Origin of the sequence: Sulfitobacter dubius (assembly GCF_027214245.1) — a bacterium.
Taxonomy (GTDB): Bacteria; Pseudomonadota; Alphaproteobacteria; order Rhodobacterales; family Rhodobacteraceae; genus Sulfitobacter; species Sulfitobacter dubius_A.
This window is the reverse complement of sequence record NZ_JAPWHM010000008.1, coordinates 61,683-76,438: the sequence shown is the minus strand read 5'-3', so window position 1 is coordinate 76,438 and position 14,756 is coordinate 61,683. Positions and strand designations below refer to the sequence as shown.

The 14,756-nt window shown below is 62.3% G+C and carries 13 protein-coding genes; 4 read left to right on the top strand and 9 right to left on the bottom strand.

The genetic code is table 11. The features are described from left to right. Nucleotides 1–94: 94 nt before the first annotated feature. The 6 genes from O4H31_RS17260 to O4H31_RS17235 all read right to left on the bottom strand — a co-directional run bounded on the left by O4H31_RS17260 (nt 95) and on the right by O4H31_RS17235 (nt 6,446). Nucleotides 95–1,075 carry an ABC transporter substrate-binding protein gene (locus O4H31_RS17260; RefSeq protein ID WP_269347800.1) on the bottom strand — a complete coding sequence of 327 codons (981 nt, stop codon included), beginning with the start codon at nt 1,073–1,075 and terminating at the stop codon, nt 95–97. Between the two features lie 27 nt (nt 1,076–1,102). Continuing rightward, the gene (locus tag O4H31_RS17255; protein ID WP_269347849.1) at nt 1,103–1,942 is read right to left on the bottom strand and encodes an ABC transporter permease; all 840 of its coding nucleotides are present in this window, start codon (nt 1,940–1,942) and stop codon (nt 1,103–1,105) included. Beyond that, nucleotides 1,942–2,802, bottom strand: coding sequence for an ABC transporter permease (locus O4H31_RS17250; RefSeq protein ID WP_269347798.1), 861 nt, complete (start codon nt 2,800–2,802; stop codon nt 1,942–1,944). The genes O4H31_RS17255 and O4H31_RS17250 overlap by 1 nt, the downstream gene beginning before the upstream one ends. Further along, nucleotides 2,802–3,587: an ABC transporter ATP-binding protein gene (locus O4H31_RS17245; RefSeq protein WP_269347796.1), complete on the bottom strand. Its 786-nt coding sequence runs from the start codon at nt 3,585–3,587 to the stop codon at nt 2,802–2,804. The genes O4H31_RS17250 and O4H31_RS17245 overlap by 1 nt, the downstream gene beginning before the upstream one ends. Before the next feature lie 74 nt (nt 3,588–3,661). Then, complete coding sequence (hydA, locus tag O4H31_RS17240; protein WP_269347794.1) at nt 3,662–5,122, bottom strand: dihydropyrimidinase; 1,461 nt, start codon at nt 5,120–5,122, stop codon at nt 3,662–3,664. A gap of 73 nt (nt 5,123–5,195) precedes the next feature. Continuing rightward, nucleotides 5,196–6,446, bottom strand: coding sequence for a Zn-dependent hydrolase (locus O4H31_RS17235; protein ID WP_269347792.1), 1,251 nt, complete (start codon nt 6,444–6,446; stop codon nt 5,196–5,198). A 156-nt stretch (nt 6,447–6,602) separates the two neighbouring features. Between O4H31_RS17235 and O4H31_RS17230 the strand changes: the two genes are divergently transcribed. Further along, nucleotides 6,603–7,241: a TetR family transcriptional regulator C-terminal domain-containing protein gene (locus tag O4H31_RS17230; protein ID WP_269347789.1), complete on the top strand. Its 639-nt coding sequence runs from the start codon at nt 6,603–6,605 to the stop codon at nt 7,239–7,241. A gap of 336 nt (nt 7,242–7,577) precedes the next feature. Here the strand turns inward: O4H31_RS17230 and preA are convergent, their stop codons facing one another. Next, nucleotides 7,578–8,891: an NAD-dependent dihydropyrimidine dehydrogenase subunit PreA gene (gene preA / locus O4H31_RS17225; RefSeq protein WP_269347787.1), complete on the bottom strand. Its 1,314-nt coding sequence runs from the start codon at nt 8,889–8,891 to the stop codon at nt 7,578–7,580. Nucleotides 8,892–8,916: 25 nt separating this feature from the next. Beyond that, complete coding sequence (locus O4H31_RS17220) at nt 8,917–10,248, bottom strand: NAD(P)-dependent oxidoreductase (RefSeq protein WP_269347784.1); 1,332 nt, start codon at nt 10,246–10,248, stop codon at nt 8,917–8,919. Between the two features lie 331 nt (nt 10,249–10,579). Between O4H31_RS17220 and O4H31_RS17215 the strand changes: the two genes are divergently transcribed. Next, nucleotides 10,580–10,786 (top strand): cold-shock protein, encoded by a 207-nt coding sequence (locus O4H31_RS17215; RefSeq protein ID WP_067623368.1) that lies wholly within the window; start codon nt 10,580–10,582, stop codon nt 10,784–10,786. 50 nt (nt 10,787–10,836) lie between these two features. On the opposite strand, the gene O4H31_RS17210 is transcribed toward O4H31_RS17215, so the two are convergent. Then, the gene (locus O4H31_RS17210) at nt 10,837–11,493 is read right to left on the bottom strand and encodes an arylesterase (RefSeq protein WP_269347781.1); all 657 of its coding nucleotides are present in this window, start codon (nt 11,491–11,493) and stop codon (nt 10,837–10,839) included. 49 nt (nt 11,494–11,542) lie between these two features. Between O4H31_RS17210 and O4H31_RS17205 the strand changes: the two genes are divergently transcribed. Together O4H31_RS17205 and O4H31_RS17200 are read left to right on the top strand one after the other, a co-directional pair. Beyond that, on the top strand, nt 11,543–12,211 hold the full coding sequence (locus tag O4H31_RS17205; protein WP_269347778.1) for an ABC transporter ATP-binding protein: 669 nt from the start codon (nt 11,543–11,545) through the stop codon (nt 12,209–12,211). Continuing rightward, entirely contained in the window at nt 12,208–14,739 is a 2,532-nt protein-coding gene (locus tag O4H31_RS17200; RefSeq protein WP_269347776.1) for an ABC transporter permease, read from the top strand. Before O4H31_RS17205 ends, O4H31_RS17200 begins: the two co-directional genes overlap by 4 nt. Nucleotides 14,740–14,756: the final 17 nt, after the last annotated feature.

Below are 14,756 nucleotides of genomic sequence, written 5' to 3'. Positions count from 1 at the left end.
GATTCCGGGCCGTAAGACCACTTGGGAACGTCGCACAAACGAAAAAGGGCCAGCGCGGCGCGCCAGCCCCTCCCCTCATCGTAGACGCCAAAGCTTACTGAAGCGCTTTATCCGTAATGTCATGGGTCCAAGCCCCCTCGGGCGTTTTGGTGATCATGCCACCTTCCATGGTGATCTCCGCACTGCGGTCAAACGCGGCTTCGTCCAAGCGGCCATCGCTGCCCTCGGTCAGTTTGGCGATCTCGCCCATCATGCGGGTCTGATGCTTCTCGGTCTGGGCACCGGTCTGGTCATTCTCCAACACGATGTCGGCGGCTTCCTCGACATTCTCCTCGGCGTATTTCCAGCCTTTCATTGAGGCCCGCACGAAACGCGCCAGCTTGTCGACCATCTCGGGGTCTTCGAGGTTCTCTTCGGTGGTATATAGCCCGTCTTCCAGCGTCGAGATGCCCTCATCCTCATATTTGAAGACCACCAGATCCTCGGGCGTCAGCCCCGCGTCGATCACCTGCCAATATTCGTTGTAGGTCATGGTGGTGGCGCATTCGACCTGTTTTTGCAGCAGCGGGTCGACGTTGAAGTTGATCTTCTGGATCGTCACGCCGCCTTCGGAGCCATCGGTGGCATAGCCCAGCTTGCCCATCCAGCTCATCAGCGGGATCTCATTGCCGAAGAACCATGTGCCGAGTGTATTGCCGGGGAAATCCTCGGGGCTTTCGATGCCATGCTCTTTGAGGCAGGTCAGCATCAGGCCGGATTTCGCGAAAGGCTGGGCGATATTCACAATCGGCGCGCCCTTTTCGCGCGCGGCCAGCGCCGAGGGCAGCCAGTCGACCATCACGTCGGCCCCACCGCCCAGAAGCACCTGCACCGGCGCGATGTCCGGCCCGCCGGGCTTGATCGTGACGTCCAGTCCCTCTTCCTCGTAAAAGCCCTTGTCCTTGGCCACATAATAGCCTGCGAACTGGGCCTGCGTGACCCATTTCAATTGCAGCGTCAGGTCGTCGGCGGCCTGCGCCACGCCCCCCCAGAGGCCCAAGGCGGCCCCGGCTGCGATCTTCGTGATGGTTTTCATTTTTATCTCCCTGTTGGTTGGTCGTCTTTAGTTCCTCTGGCTGGGGTGCCAAAAGGTCACCCGTCCTTCGATAAGGGCCATGATACCATAGAACGCCGATCCGGCTATTGCCGCGACAACAATCTCGGCCCAGACCAGATCAAGCGCAAGCTGCCCAACCGAGGTGGAGATGCGAAAGCCCATGCCCAGCACCGGAGAGCCGAAGAATTCAGCAACGATGGCGCCGATCAGGGCAAGGGTGGTGCCGATCTTTAACCCGTTGAAGACAAAAGGCATCGCCGCAGGCAGCCGCAGTTTCAAAAGCGTGCGCCAATAACCGGCGGCATAGGTCCGCATCAAGTCGCGCTGCATGGCGTCGCTGGCTTGCAAGCCCTGCACCGTGTTCACCAGCATCGGGAAAAATACCATGACCACCACAATCGCCGCCTTGGACTGCCAGCCAAAGCCGAACCACATCACCATGATCGGCGCCATGCCGATGATCGGCAGCGCGGCGACGAAATTGCCCACGGGCAGCAACCCGCGTTGCAGAAAAGGAAAGCGGTCAATCGCCAGCGCCGTCAGGAAGGCCGCGCTGCAGCCGATGATGTAGCCGCTCAGCGCGCCTTTGATGACGGTCTGCACAAAGTCGACCCAGAGGATATCAAGCGACGACGCCATGCGCGTCGCAATGACCGAAGGGGCAGGCAGAAGCACTTGGTTGATGTCGAAACCACGCACCACCCCTTCCCAAACGGCGATGAGCGTAATGCCGAAGACCAGTGGTGCCGCCAGCGACGCCCCCCGCGAGGGCCGCTGCCGCGCCAGCCAGACGTTCAGCGACAAGCCAGCGATCCATGCGAGAATGGCGAAAACAATCCAGCCCATCATGCCATCCCCATCCGTTTGAGCGTCAGCCGCTGGATCAGCCCGATGAGCCCGACCATGGCCGCCGCAAGGGCCGCCGCCATCAAAAGCGCGCTCCAGATCTGAACGGTCTGACCGTAGTAGCTGCCCGCCAGCAACCGCGCCCCAAGACCCGCGACCGCCCCCGTCGGCATCTCACCCACAATCGCCCCGACCAGAGAGGCCGCGACCCCCACCTTCAGCGAGGTAAAGAAATACGGCATCGACGACGGCAGTCGCAGTTTCCAAAAGGTCTGCCAACCGCTCGCGTGCCATGTGCGCATCTGGTCCAACTGCATCTGATCCGGGCTGCGCAGCCCTTTGACCATGCCCACGACCACCGGGAAGAACGACAGATACATGCTGATGATCGCCTTGGGCAGCAGGCCCGAGAGGCCCACGGCATTCAAAACCACGATGATCATCGGCGCGATGGCCAAGATCGGAATGGTCTGACTGGCGATCACCCAAGGCATCACCGACATGTCCATCGTGCGGTTAAACACGATCCCCACCGCCAACAGCGTGCCAAGCGCAGTGCCCATGACAAAACCAAGGAAGGTCGCGCTGAAGGTGACCCATGTGTGATAGACCAGCGAGCGTTTGGACGTGACCTTCTTCATCACCGTGGTTTCCCACAGGTCGGCGCCCACCTGATGCGGTGCGGGCAGCTTGGGCTTGTCCTGCGACCACGTATCGGCCACCAATTCCGAGAATGTCAGCGTTTTGTCCGCCCGCGCCGCCACATCCCGCGCCCACTGCGCGTTGAGCGCGACAGCGGCGCCATACCAAACGACGATCAACAGCCCCACCACCATGAGAACGGGAATAATGTTACGCATCAATCGTCCCCATGCCCGGCGCGCAGCCCCTCACGGACGCGATGCGCGATCTCAAGAAACTCAGGACTTTCGCGGATTTCCAAGGGCCGTTCACGCGGCAGCGGGCTTTCGATCACATCGGCGATCCTGCCGGGGCGAGGGCTCATCACAACGATCTTGGTCGAGAGATACACCGCCTCGGGGATCGAATGGGTGACGAAGGCGATGGTCTTTTCCGTCCGCGCCCAGAGCTTCAGCAGTTGCTCATTCAGGTGGTCCCGAACGATCTCATCCAACGCGCCGAAGGGTTCGTCCATCAGCAAGATATCGGCGTCGAACGACAGCGCCCGCGCGATGGAGGCGCGCTGCTGCATCCCGCCCGAAAGCTGCCAAGGGAATTTCTTTTCAAACCCGCTGAGTTCCACCAGTTCCAGCACGCGCCGCACCCGCTCGGCCTGCTCTGCGCGGGGGATGCCCATGATCTCAAGCGGCAGGCGGATGTTGCCGCCAATGGTGCGCCACGGGTACAGCCCCGCCGCCTGAAAGACGTAGCCGTAAGCCCGGGATTTGCGCGCCTCCTCGGGCGAGACACCGTTGATTGTCACGGTGCCGCCCGTAGGCTGCTCAAGGTCGGCCATCACCCGCAGAAAGGTCGTCTTCCCGCAGCCCGAGGGGCCGATAAAGCTGACGAAATCCCCTTTGTGGATCTCAAGATTCACGTCTTTCAACGCATGGACCGGCCCGTCATTGGTTTGAAAGGTCAGGTCAAGATTGCTGGCGCTGATCACGCTCTGGCTGTCATTCACGTATTTTACTTCCCTGTTGGTCGGCCGCTTTTAGCGCGGCACTTTACCTGATTGTCGTGGCGGCTTTACATCGCTCAGATCCCCGCCGGAATGTTCAGCGGATCGCGCTTGATCATCTTGGGGCTGTTGAGCTCCTTCCACTTGCTGAGCGCGACATTGGCGCTCGGGAAGGCTGGGCGCGGCACGAAACGCCCACGACCGGGTTGCGGCTGGCTGTTTTGACCCCAAGCCCAGATCACCTCACCGCGGCTGAGGGTATAGCGGCTCTGGGCCTTGACCTCGAAGCCCTCAAAGACGTTGTAATCAAGGATGGAATGGTGGTTCGCGGGGCTGATCGTCTTGGTGATTTTCGGATCCCAGACCACGATATCGGCATCCGCCCCTTCAACGATCGCGCCCTTCTGCGGATAGATATTGAGGATCTTGGCGATATTGGTCGAGGTCGCAGCGACGAATTCATTGGGCGTAAGCCGCCCCGTCTCTACCCCTTCGGTCCAAAGCACTGCCAGACGCTCTTCCAGCCCGTTTGAGCCGTTGGGAATGATGCGGAAATCATCGCGGCCTGCACGCTTCTGCTCGGTGCTGAACGCCGCGTGGTCCGTCGCCACCACCTGCAAACTGCCCGCCTGCAACCCGGCCCAAAGGCTGTCTTGGTGGTCTTTCGAGCGGAAGGGCGGCGACATGACACGGCGCGCGGCATGGTCCCAATCCTTGTTGAAATATTCGGACTCATCCAGCGTCAGGAATTGGATCAACGGCTCGCCGTAAACCCGCATCCCCTTCTGCCGCGCCCGGCGGATCGCCTCATGGGTCTGCTCGCAGGAGACATGCACGATATAAAGCGGCACGCCTGCGGTATCGGCAATGGTGATCGCGCGGTTGGCCGCTTCGCCCTCCAGCTCAGGCGGGCGGGAATAGGCGTGGCCTTCTGGCCCGGTGATACCCTGATCGAAATACTTCTGCTGCAACTCGGCCACCAGATCGCCGTTCTCGGCATGGACCATCGGCAGCGCGCCCAGTTCTGCGCAGCGCTTGAAAGAGGCGAACATCTCATCGTCCTCAATCATCAGCGCGCCCTTGTAGGCCATGAAGTGCTTGAAGCTATTCACCCCCATGTCGACCGCGTCTTTCATCTCGTTAAAGACGTTTTCGTCCCAGCCGGTGACCGCCATATGATAGCCGATATCGCTGCAAATCTGCGGTGCCGACTTGCGGTGCCATTCGTTGATCGCGTTCTTGATGCTGCCATCGGCGCCCGGCAGGCAGAAATCCACCACCATCGTGGTGCCGCCCACTGCCGCGGCCCATGTGCCGCTCTCAAAGGTCTCAGCCGCCGTAGTGCCCATGAAGGGCATCTCTAGATGCGTATGCGGGTCGATCCCGCCGGGGATCACATAGGCGCCTTCCGCGTCGATGTATTCATCACCCGTAAGGTCTTCGCCGATCTGCTTGATCTTCTCGCCCTCAATCAGGACATCGGCTTTCCATGTGCGATCCGCCGTGCAGACCATGCCACCCTTGATTACCTTGCTCATCGTCTTCTCCCCATCTTTTCTGGCAATTCACGTCGGGGGGCCGGGGCAGCACCCCAGACCTCCGCCCGCGTGTTCAGCCCTCTATTTCCGCCGTCTCCAGCACCGCATGGAGCAGCACATCCGCCCCCGCCTTGGCCCACTCCTTGGTGATCTCCTCGGCCTCGTTATGGCTCAGACCATCGACACAGGGGCACATCACCATCGCCGTGGGCGCCACGCGGTTGATCCAGCAGGCGTCATGCCCCGCGCCCGAAATCAGGTTCATATGGCTGTAGCCCAACCGCTCTGCGGCGTTGCGCACAGCCGTCACGCAGCCCTCGTCAAAGGCCACGGGATCAAAGCCGCCGACCTTTTCAAACTCGATCTGCACATCCATATCGTCGGCGATCTTTTGACCCTCTTCGCGCAGGCGGGCCTCCATATCCTCGATGACCGACAGTTCGGGCGACCGGAAATCGACGGTAAAGACCGTCTTGCCCGGGATCACGTTGCGCGAGTTCGGGTAGACTTCGATATGGCCTGCCGCGCCGACCGCATGGGGCGCATGGCTGAGCGCGATCTCGTTCACCTTTTCCAGCACCCGCGCCATGCCGAGCCCCGCATCGCGGCGCATCGGCATGGGGGTGGAGCCGGTGTGGCTGTCCTTGCCGGTGATCGTCACCTGCGTCCAGCTAAGGCCCTGCCCATGGGTGACAACGCCGATGTCCTTGCCCTCGGATTCCAAAATCGGGCCCTGTTCGATGTGCAATTCAAAGAAAGCATGCATCTTTCGCGCGCCGACTTCCTCGTCGCCCTTCCAGCCGATCCGCTGCAACTCATCACCAAAGGTTTTGCCTTCCGCATCGGTGCGCTCGTAAGCCCAATCCTGGGTGTGAATGCCAGCAAAAACCCCCGACGACAGCATCGCGGGGGCGTAGCGGGTGCCTTCTTCGTTGGTAAAGTTGGTCACGACGATCGGGTGTTTGGTCTTGATGCCCAAATCGTTCATCGTGCGGATGATCTCCAACCCGCCGAGCACGCCGAGGATGCCATCGTATTTCCCGCCCGTCGGCTGGGTGTCGAGGTGGCTGCCCACATAGACCGGCAGCGCATCGGGGTCGGTGCCGTCCCGCTGGGCGAACATATTGCCCATCTGGTCCAGACCCATGGTACAGCCCGCCGCTTCGCACCACTTTTGGAAGAGGGCGCGGCCTTCGGCGTCTTCGTCCGTCAGTGTCTGGCGGTTGTTGCCCCCCGCCACGCCGGGGCCGATCTTGGCCATTTCCATCAAGGAATCCCACAGACGGTCGGGATCAATCTTGAGGTTCTCTCCGGGCGCGGGCATAGGTCACTCCTCTGTCATCGGCTTGGGCCGTGTTGTTTTTTTACCATTTGGTAAATCCACGATTGCGATTAGGTTAGGCTCTGTCAAGAACTGGTTTGAAACAACCCACCGCCGACCCGGCAAACGCCTTTTTTAGCAGCACCAAGGATCATTGCCTTGCCCGAAAGCACCGCCAAAAAACCCAGCCGCATCCAAAGACGCAACCGCCGGGTGATTCTGGATGCCGCGCTCGAAGTCTTTTCCAAACATGGCTACCGGGGTGCCACGCTGGATCAGATCGCCGCCGAGGCTGGGCTGAGCAAACCGAATATTCTCTATTACTTCAATGGCAAAGAAGACATTCACGTCACTTTGCTGTCGCAGCTTATGGAAACATGGCTTGACCCGCTGGTGGAACTGGACCCCGAAGGCGACCCCCGGCGCGAGATTTTGGACTATGTCGAACGCAAGCTGACCATGTCACGCGAATTGCCGCGCGAGAGCCGTCTTTTCGCCAATGAAATCCTGCAAGGTGCGCCCCGGATCGAGCCGGAGTTGCACAGCCATCTCAAACCCCTGTTCGACGAAAAATGCGCCGTGATCGCGGGCTGGGTGACGGCGGGCAAACTGCCCCCGCTGGACCCGCAACATCTGATTTTTTCCATCTGGGCGACGACGCAGCACTACGCGGATTTCGAGGCGCAGGCGCAAATCTTGCTCGGCCCCGAGATCGATCCCCGCCCCCGCGCGCAGGCGCATCTTCAGGCGATGTTTGGCGCGCTTTTGGACCTGCCGGAGCCATCGGCAAACGGTTAACCATAGCCGCCAGAGATGGACCGCGTTTAATCCTCCATTAACATTTCCGCCGCAATCTGCCTACGGGTGTGGGCTCCTTAGTAGTTAGAGGGGCAGTGATGAATGTAGGCGATTTTAACGGCGCAGGGGCTGCGCGGAATGCGAAGGGACTGAATGCAAAGGGGTCTGATGAAGCGGCGATCACGCGACCGATCCCGCGCGAACAGATAGCGCGAGATGCGGCCATGGCAGTGATTGCGGCGCGGCGCGATCTGGCACGGATGGTCCCGCAGCCATCTGCCGAAACCACCGCCCCGTCGCGCAGAAACTCCTGAACGCGGGGCGGCGGGCCTTGGCTTACTCTGCCGGTTCAACCGCTTTGGCAGAGGGGTTGTTGGGGTGCGTGGTCCAGTTGGCGTAGTCCGGCGTCACCGTCTTGCCGGTGCGCAGGTCGGTGGTGCCCGCCGCCAGTTCCTCCATCGAGATACAGTCTTCGACAGGACACACATTGACGCAAAGGTTACAGGCGACGCATTCCTCTTCGATCACGGTAAAGGTGCGGTCCTCTGACATGGCGATGGCTTGGTGGCTGGTATCCTCGCAGGCGGCAAAGCAGCGGCCGCAAGAGATGCACAGGTCCTGATCGATCTTCGCCTTGGCGACGTAGTTCAGGTTCAGCTGGTTCCAGTCGGTGACATTCGGCACCGCGCGGCCCACAAGCTCATCGACCGAGGTCATGCCCTTCTCGTCCATATACTCCGACAGGCCCGAGATCATCTCTTGGACAACCTTGAAACCATAGGTCATCGCCGCCGTGCAGACCTGCACGTTGCCCGCGCCGAGGGCCAGAAACTCCGCCGCGTCGCGCCATGTGGTGACCCCGCCAATGCCGCTGATCGGCAGGCCGTGGGTCTCGGGGTTGCGGGCGATTTCAGCCACCATGTTGAGCGCGATCGGCTTCACCGCCGGACCGCAATAGCCGCCGTGGGTGCCTTTCCCGTCAATCATCGGCTCGGGCGCAAAGAGGTCCAGATCGACCGAGGTGATCGAGTTGATCGTGTTGATCAGGCTCACCGCATCCGCGCCGCCGCGCTTGGCGGCCTCGGCTGGGTAGAGCACATTGGTGATGTTCGGCGTCAGCTTCACGATCACCGGCATCCGCGTGTACATCTTGCACCAGCGGGTGACCATTTCGATGTATTCCGGCACCTGCCCCACGGCAGAGCCCATGCCGCGCTCGGCCATGCCATGCGGGCAGCCGAAGTTTAGTTCGATCCCGTCCGCCCCGGTTTCCTCCACATGCGGCAGGATCGCCTTCCACGCCTCCTCCTCACAGGGCACCATGATTGAGGCGATGAGCGCCCGGTCGGGATAGTCGCGCTTGACCGCCTTCATCTCGCGCAAGTTCACCTCCAGCGGGCGGTCGGTGATCAACTCAATGTTGTTCAGCCCCAACAGCCGCCGATCCGCGCCCCAGATCGCGCCATAGCGCGGGCCGTTAACGTTGACCACAGGCGGGCCTTCCATGCCGAGGGTCTTCCAGACCACCCCGCCCCAGCCCGCCTCATAGGCGCGGCGCACGTTGTATTCCTTGTCCGTCGGCGGGGCAGAGGCCAGCCAGAACGGGTTGGGGGATTTGATCCCGATGAATTCGCTTCTCAGATCAGCCATGTTATGTCTCCCTCTCGGCGCGGCCTCAGCCCGCCGCCCCCATCAATGTGGTGTGAATGTCCATCGCGGCATCGCGGCCCTCGGCCACGGCGGTCACCGTCAGGTCATCACCACCGCTGGCGCAGTCGCCCCCGGCCCAAACGCCATCCAGACTGGTGCGCCCGGTGCCGTCGACCTTGATCTTGCGCCCGTCGAGTTCGGGCAGCCCCTCGCCCAACAGCGTTTGACCGATGGCCTTAAACACCTGATCCGCCTGCAGGCGCAGGGTCTGGCCCGTGCCCTTCATCGCCTCATCGACATATTCAAACTCGATCTCGCGCACCGAGCCATTGCCATGGACCGCGATCGGCACTGCATGGGTCACGATCCGCACCCCTTTGGAGGCCGCGAGGTCTTGCTCGAACACACTCGCATTCATCCGGTCGCGACCACGGCGATAGACCAGCGTCACGTTCAACGCGCCCAGCAGTTTCGCCTGCACCGCGGCATCGACTGCCGTCATGCCGCCGCCGATCACCACCACGTCGCGGCCAATCGGCACGCCTGACATGTCGCCCGACTGGCGCAGTTCCGAGATGAAATCGACCGCATTGGCGACCCCGGCCTTATCCTCGCCTTCGGCCCCAAGCGCATTGACGCCCACCAGCCCCATGCCGAGGAAAACCGCGTCATAGTCGGTCTTCAATTCCTCAAGCGTGACATCCCGCCCCACGGCGACCTCATGGCGGAAGGAAATCCCACCGATTTGCATCAGCCAATCCACCTCGGCCTGCGCAAAGCCGTTCGGCGTTTTGTAAGCAGCGATGCCATATTCGTTAAGCCCGCCGGGCTTGGGCCGTGCGTCAAGGATTTCGACATCATGGCCCAGCATCGCCAGACGGTGGGCGCAGGACAGACCCGCCGGGCCTGCGCCGACGACGACAACGCGCTTGCCCGTAGGGGCCGCACGCTCAAACGGATGTTTGCCCTGTTGTTGCAGATGGTCTGTCGCATAGCGCTGCAACTGGCCGATCAACACCGGCTTGCCCTCGGCCACCTCGCGCACACAGACCTCCTCGCAAAGCGTTTCGGTCGGGCAGACCCGTGCGCACATGCCGCCAAGGATATTCTGGCTCAGGATCGTCTTGGCCGCCGCATCCGGCGTGCCAGTGGCGATCTGGCGGATGAACAGCGGAATGTCGATGTCCGTCGGACAGGCCGTCATGCAGGGCGCGTCGTGGCAAAAGTAGCACCGATCCGCCGCGACCAGCGCCTCATGTTCATCCAAAGGCGGATGCAGGTCCGAAAACCCCTCGTTGTAGTTCTGCGGCGCCAGCCGCCCCGGAACGATCCCCGGCTCAAAGACATCATGTGCCATATCAAAATCCCTGTCGTTTTCTTGGTATTTTGAAAATGCTCACATGGAATCATTTTTTTATCAACTGGTAAATTTTTGAAAAACGCGACTTACCGAAAAACCCGTGACACCTGCCAGTTTTGTAACAGGCAGGTTATATTTCATGGGCGCTTCCTTGCTTGCCCCATGCCACCCCGTAAAAATCCTTGATTTTAAAAATAGAGATTCCAATATCACAACTGCGACGCGAAGACTTTTCGACCCGGCTGCCCTAAGGCTCCAGCGATCACGAATTCGACCGAGCCGCGCTGCCGCATGTTGCGGGCAGATCAGACAGAGGGAGACACGGGTCATGGCTACTGGCACCGTCAAATGGTTCAACACGACAAAAGGCTACGGCTTCATCGCGCCGGACAGCGGCGGCAAAGACATCTTTGTCCACATTTCCGCAGTAGAGCGCGCAGGCCTGACCGGGCTTGCCGACAATCAAAAGGTTACCTTTGATGTCGAAGCAGGCCGTGATGGCCGCGAAAGCGCGAGCAATATCGCGCTGGCCTGACAGGGCCACTTTTCGATGATCGAAACGGACGCTGCGGCGTCCGTTTCTTGTTAGCGGGTCTCTGCGGCCTGTGCCGCAAGCTCGGCCACAGCCGGGCCGATATCCTCCACGATCAGCGCCACGCCTTCGGCATTGGGATGGATGCCATCCCCTTGGAAATAGCGCTGCACCGTCTCGCTCCGCGCGCTGGCCGCGCCCTTCTCTTCGGCCAGAAGTCCGGTAAAGAAATCCGGGTAGAACTGCGTTCCATGAGCTTCGGCCAAGTCGGGATAGAGCGCTTCGAAATCCGCCTTATATCCCGCGCCATAGTTGCCCGGCGCCGACATGCCGACCAGCAGCACCTCAACCTCGGCGCGCTTTGCCGCCGCAAGAATGTCATCGATGTTGCCGCGCGCCTGCGCCGGGTCCAGCCCGCGCAGCATGTCATTACCCCCGAGTGTCACGATCATCGCGTCGACTTCGGGCGTCAGGGTCCAATCCACCCGCGCCCGGCCGCCTGCGGTCGTATCGCCCGAAACACCCGCATTGACAATTTTCGCCTCAACGCCTTCGGCATCCAGCCATGCCTGCAATTGCGGCACGAACCCTTCTTCGGCGGGCAGGCCATAGCCTTGGGTCAGACTGTCGCCAAGGGCGGCGATCACCACCTCTTCGGCCTGTGCCGCGCTGCCTAAAATAAAGGCACAGCAGATCAATACCTTGCGCATCCTTCACGGACCTCCATATCCAACTGATACCCAGAACAAAGGCGGCCCGATGAGCGACCCAGTCTATGACCTTCAAGATGTCACGTTAAGCCTCAAGGGCAATGCCGGAACCGTCGATATTCTGCGTGGCATTTCGCTGCAGGTCCAGCAAGGGGAAAGCATCGCGCTGACCGGGGCGTCGGGATCGGGAAAATCTTCGCTACTGATGGTCATGGGCGGGCTTGAGCGTGCCACGGGCGGCAAGGTTATGGCCCTCGGCCATGATCTCAGCGCGCTGCGTGAAGATGGGTTGGCCCAGTTTCGGCAAGGCCGCATGGGGATCGTCTTTCAATCCTTCCACCTCATTCCCACCATGACCGCGCTGGAGAATGTCGCCACCCCGCTTGAGCTTTCGGGGGCGGAGGACGCCTTTGACCGCGCGCGCAGCGAGTTGGGGGCCGTCGGTCTTGGCCACCGGATTGATCAATACCCTGCGCAGATGTCAGGCGGCGAGCAGCAGCGCGTGGCCCTCGCCCGCGCCGCCGCGCCGCGCCCGGCGATCCTGCTGGCGGATGAGCCGACAGGCAGCCTCGACAGCCGCAATGGCGCAGCGATCATGGACCTGCTGTTTGAACTGCGCGACCGCCATGGCGCGACGCTGGTGCTGGTGACCCATGCCGACGATCTGGCCGCGCGTTGTGACCGGGTGGTGCAATTGGCCGACGGGCGTCTCGCATGAGCCTGTCCCTCGCAGCCCGTTTTGCCCGCCGTGAAATGCGCGGCGGATTGCGCGGTTTTCGTCTATTGCTGGCCTGCCTCGCGCTTGGCGTGGCCGCCTTGGCCGCCGTCGGCTCGGTCCGCGCTGCGATTGAGGCGGGGCTGGAAGCCGAGGGTGCCGCACTTTTGGGCGGCGATGCCGAACTTGATTTCACCTATCGCTCCGCCAGCCCTGATGAGCAAGCGTGGATGGCCGAGCGGGCCGAACGTGTCTCCGAAATCGTTGAGTTCCGCTCCATGGCCGTGGTCGGCGCGGGGGACACGTCAGAACGCGCACTGACGCAGGTCAAAGCGGTGGACGACCTCTATCCATTGATCGGTGAGATGGTATTAAACCCTGCCCTGCCGCTGGAGCAGGCGCTTGAGACCGGTCTCGAAGGACGGCCCGGCGCCGTGATGGAACGAGCCCTGTCGGACAGGCTCGGCCTTGCCCCGGGAGATGTTTTTGCCTTCGGCGAAACCGAATTTCGCCTGACGGCCCTGATCGAACGCGAACCGGATTCCGCCGCCAGTGGCTTCTCGCTCGGTCCTCGCACGCTGGTGCGGCGCGCCGCGCTGGATGGCTCGGGCCTGCTCGCACCGGGGACGCTCTTTAACAGCAAATATCGGCTCGATCTGCCCGAAGGCACCGCGCTTGACCCCTTGGAAGCCGAGGCCGTGGCGCGGTTTGCCGACGCCGGGATGCGCTGGACCGATGCCCGCAACGGCGCGCCCGGCGTGGCGCGTTTCGTCGAACGGCTCAGCGCCTTTCTGGTGCTGGTGGGGCTGTCGGGCCTCGCGGTGGGCGGGGTTGGCGTGGCGGCAGCGGTGCGGGCCTATCTGCAACGCAAGACCGCCGTGATCGCCACCTTCCGCGCCATGGGTGCAACCCGGGCGACGATCTTTCAGACCTACTTCATTCAGGTCGGGCTGCTGGCCGTGATGGGCGTGGCGCTTGGCCTGTTGATCGGTGCCGGGCTGCCACTGTTGCTTTCCCCGCTGATCGAAGCGCAACTGCCCCTTCCCGCCCGTTTTGCGGTTTATCCCGCCCCGCTGGCCGAGGCCGCGCTATACGGGTTGCTCACGGCCGCGCTCTTCACCCTTTGGCCGCTGGCCCGAAGCGCTGACGTGCGTGCCGCCACCCTGTTTCGCGATGACTGGCAGCGCCAATCGCCTCTGCCCGGCGCGCCCTACCTTGTGGCGATGGCGCTGCTCTTGGCCGCGCTCTTGGCGCTGGCGGGCTGGTTTAACGGCTCGTGGTCGCTCACGCTTTGGACGCTTGGCGGCTTGGCGGCGACGCTGGCGGTGCTGGCGCTGGCGGCAGCCGTGTTGCGGGTGATCGCGCGGGCCGCAGCCAAGCGCGTGCGGGGGCATCCGCGCCTGCGGTGGGCGCTGGCGGCGATTGGCGGGCCGGGCGAAGGGGCCACGGCGGTGGTGCTGGCACTTGGGCTGGGCCTGTCGGTCTTGGCCGCAGTGGGCCAGATTGACGGCAATCTGCGCCGTGCGATTTCGGGCAATCTGCCGGATGTGGCGCCGTCTTATTTCTTTGTCGACATCCAGAAGGATCAGATCGACGGTTTCACCGAAAGGCTCACCAGCGATGCGGCAGTCGGCCGGGTTGAGAGCGCCCCGATGCTGCGCGGCGTGGTGACCGAGATCAATGGCCAGCCGGCCCAAGAGGTGGCGGGCGATCACTGGGTGGTGCGCGGCGATCGGGGCATCACCTATGCCGCAAAGCCGGGGGAAGACACGCGGATCACGGCGGGCGACTGGTGGGCCGAAGACTACACCGGCCCGCCGCAGATCAGCTTTGCCGCCGAGGAGGCCGAGGAACTGGGGTTGAGCCTTGGCGACAGCCTGACCCTCAACGTACTGGGCCGCGCCATCACCGGCGAGATCACCAGCTTCCGCGAGGTTGATTTCTCCACCGCCGGGATCGGCTTTGTGTTGACGATGAACCCTGCTGCACTGGCCGGCGCGCCGCATAGTTTCATCTCAACCGTCTATGCCGCGCCAGAGGCCGAAACCGCGATCCTGCGCGATCTGGCCGAAGCCTACCCCAACATCACCGCGATCCGGGTGCGCGATGCAATCGACCGGGTGGCGGCGGTGCTGGCGGGGCTGGCCTCGGCGATTTCGTTCGGGGCGCTGGCGACGCTGGCAACCGGCTTCATGGTGCTGATCGGCGCGGCAGCCGCAGGCACGGGGGCGCGCAGCTATGAGGCGGCCTTGCTGAAAACCATGGGCGCTTCGCGACGCACCATCGCCAGCAGCTTTGTGCTGCGTGCAGCCCTGCTGGGTCTCTTTGCCGGGGGCGTCGCGCTGATGGCAGGCATCGCGGGTGGCTGGGCAGTGAGCCATTACGTGATGGAGACCGATTTCACCGTGATCTGGCCTAATGCGCTGATGATCATCGCAGGCGGGGTGCTGGCGACGGTTCTCGCGGGCTTGGGCTTTGCGCTAAAGGCGCTGAACGCCCGGCCTGCGGATATGCTAAGGGCGCAGGAATGATCCCGCGCCCTTTGGCT

What these genes read in the sequence shown, in the direction of transcription:
- hydA (WP_269347794.1), bottom strand. Translation starts at nt 5,122, where the DNA reads ATGAGCAAGGTAATCAAGGGTGGCATGGTCTGCACGGCGGATCGCACA.
- O4H31_RS17210 (WP_269347781.1), bottom strand. Translation starts at nt 11,493, where the DNA reads ATGCGCAAGGTATTGATCTGCTGTGCCTTTATTTTAGGCAGCGCGGCA.
- O4H31_RS17235 (WP_269347792.1), bottom strand. Translation starts at nt 6,446, where the DNA reads ATGCCCGCGCCCGGAGAGAACCTCAAGATTGATCCCGACCGTCTGTGG.
- O4H31_RS17215 (WP_067623368.1), top strand. Translation starts at nt 10,580, where the DNA reads ATGGCTACTGGCACCGTCAAATGGTTCAACACGACAAAAGGCTACGGC.
- O4H31_RS17255 (WP_269347849.1), bottom strand. Translation starts at nt 1,942, where the DNA reads ATGGGCTGGATTGTTTTCGCCATTCTCGCATGGATCGCTGGCTTGTCG.
- preA (WP_269347787.1), bottom strand. Translation starts at nt 8,891, where the DNA reads ATGGCTGATCTGAGAAGCGAATTCATCGGGATCAAATCCCCCAACCCG.
- O4H31_RS17220 (WP_269347784.1), bottom strand. Translation starts at nt 10,248, where the DNA reads ATGGCACATGATGTCTTTGAGCCGGGGATCGTTCCGGGGCGGCTGGCG.
- O4H31_RS17260 (WP_269347800.1), bottom strand. Translation starts at nt 1,075, where the DNA reads ATGAAAACCATCACGAAGATCGCAGCCGGGGCCGCCTTGGGCCTCTGG.
- O4H31_RS17200 (WP_269347776.1), top strand. Translation starts at nt 12,208, where the DNA reads ATGAGCCTGTCCCTCGCAGCCCGTTTTGCCCGCCGTGAAATGCGCGGC.
- O4H31_RS17205 (WP_269347778.1), top strand. Translation starts at nt 11,543, where the DNA reads ATGAGCGACCCAGTCTATGACCTTCAAGATGTCACGTTAAGCCTCAAG.
- O4H31_RS17250 (WP_269347798.1), bottom strand. Translation starts at nt 2,802, where the DNA reads ATGCGTAACATTATTCCCGTTCTCATGGTGGTGGGGCTGTTGATCGTC.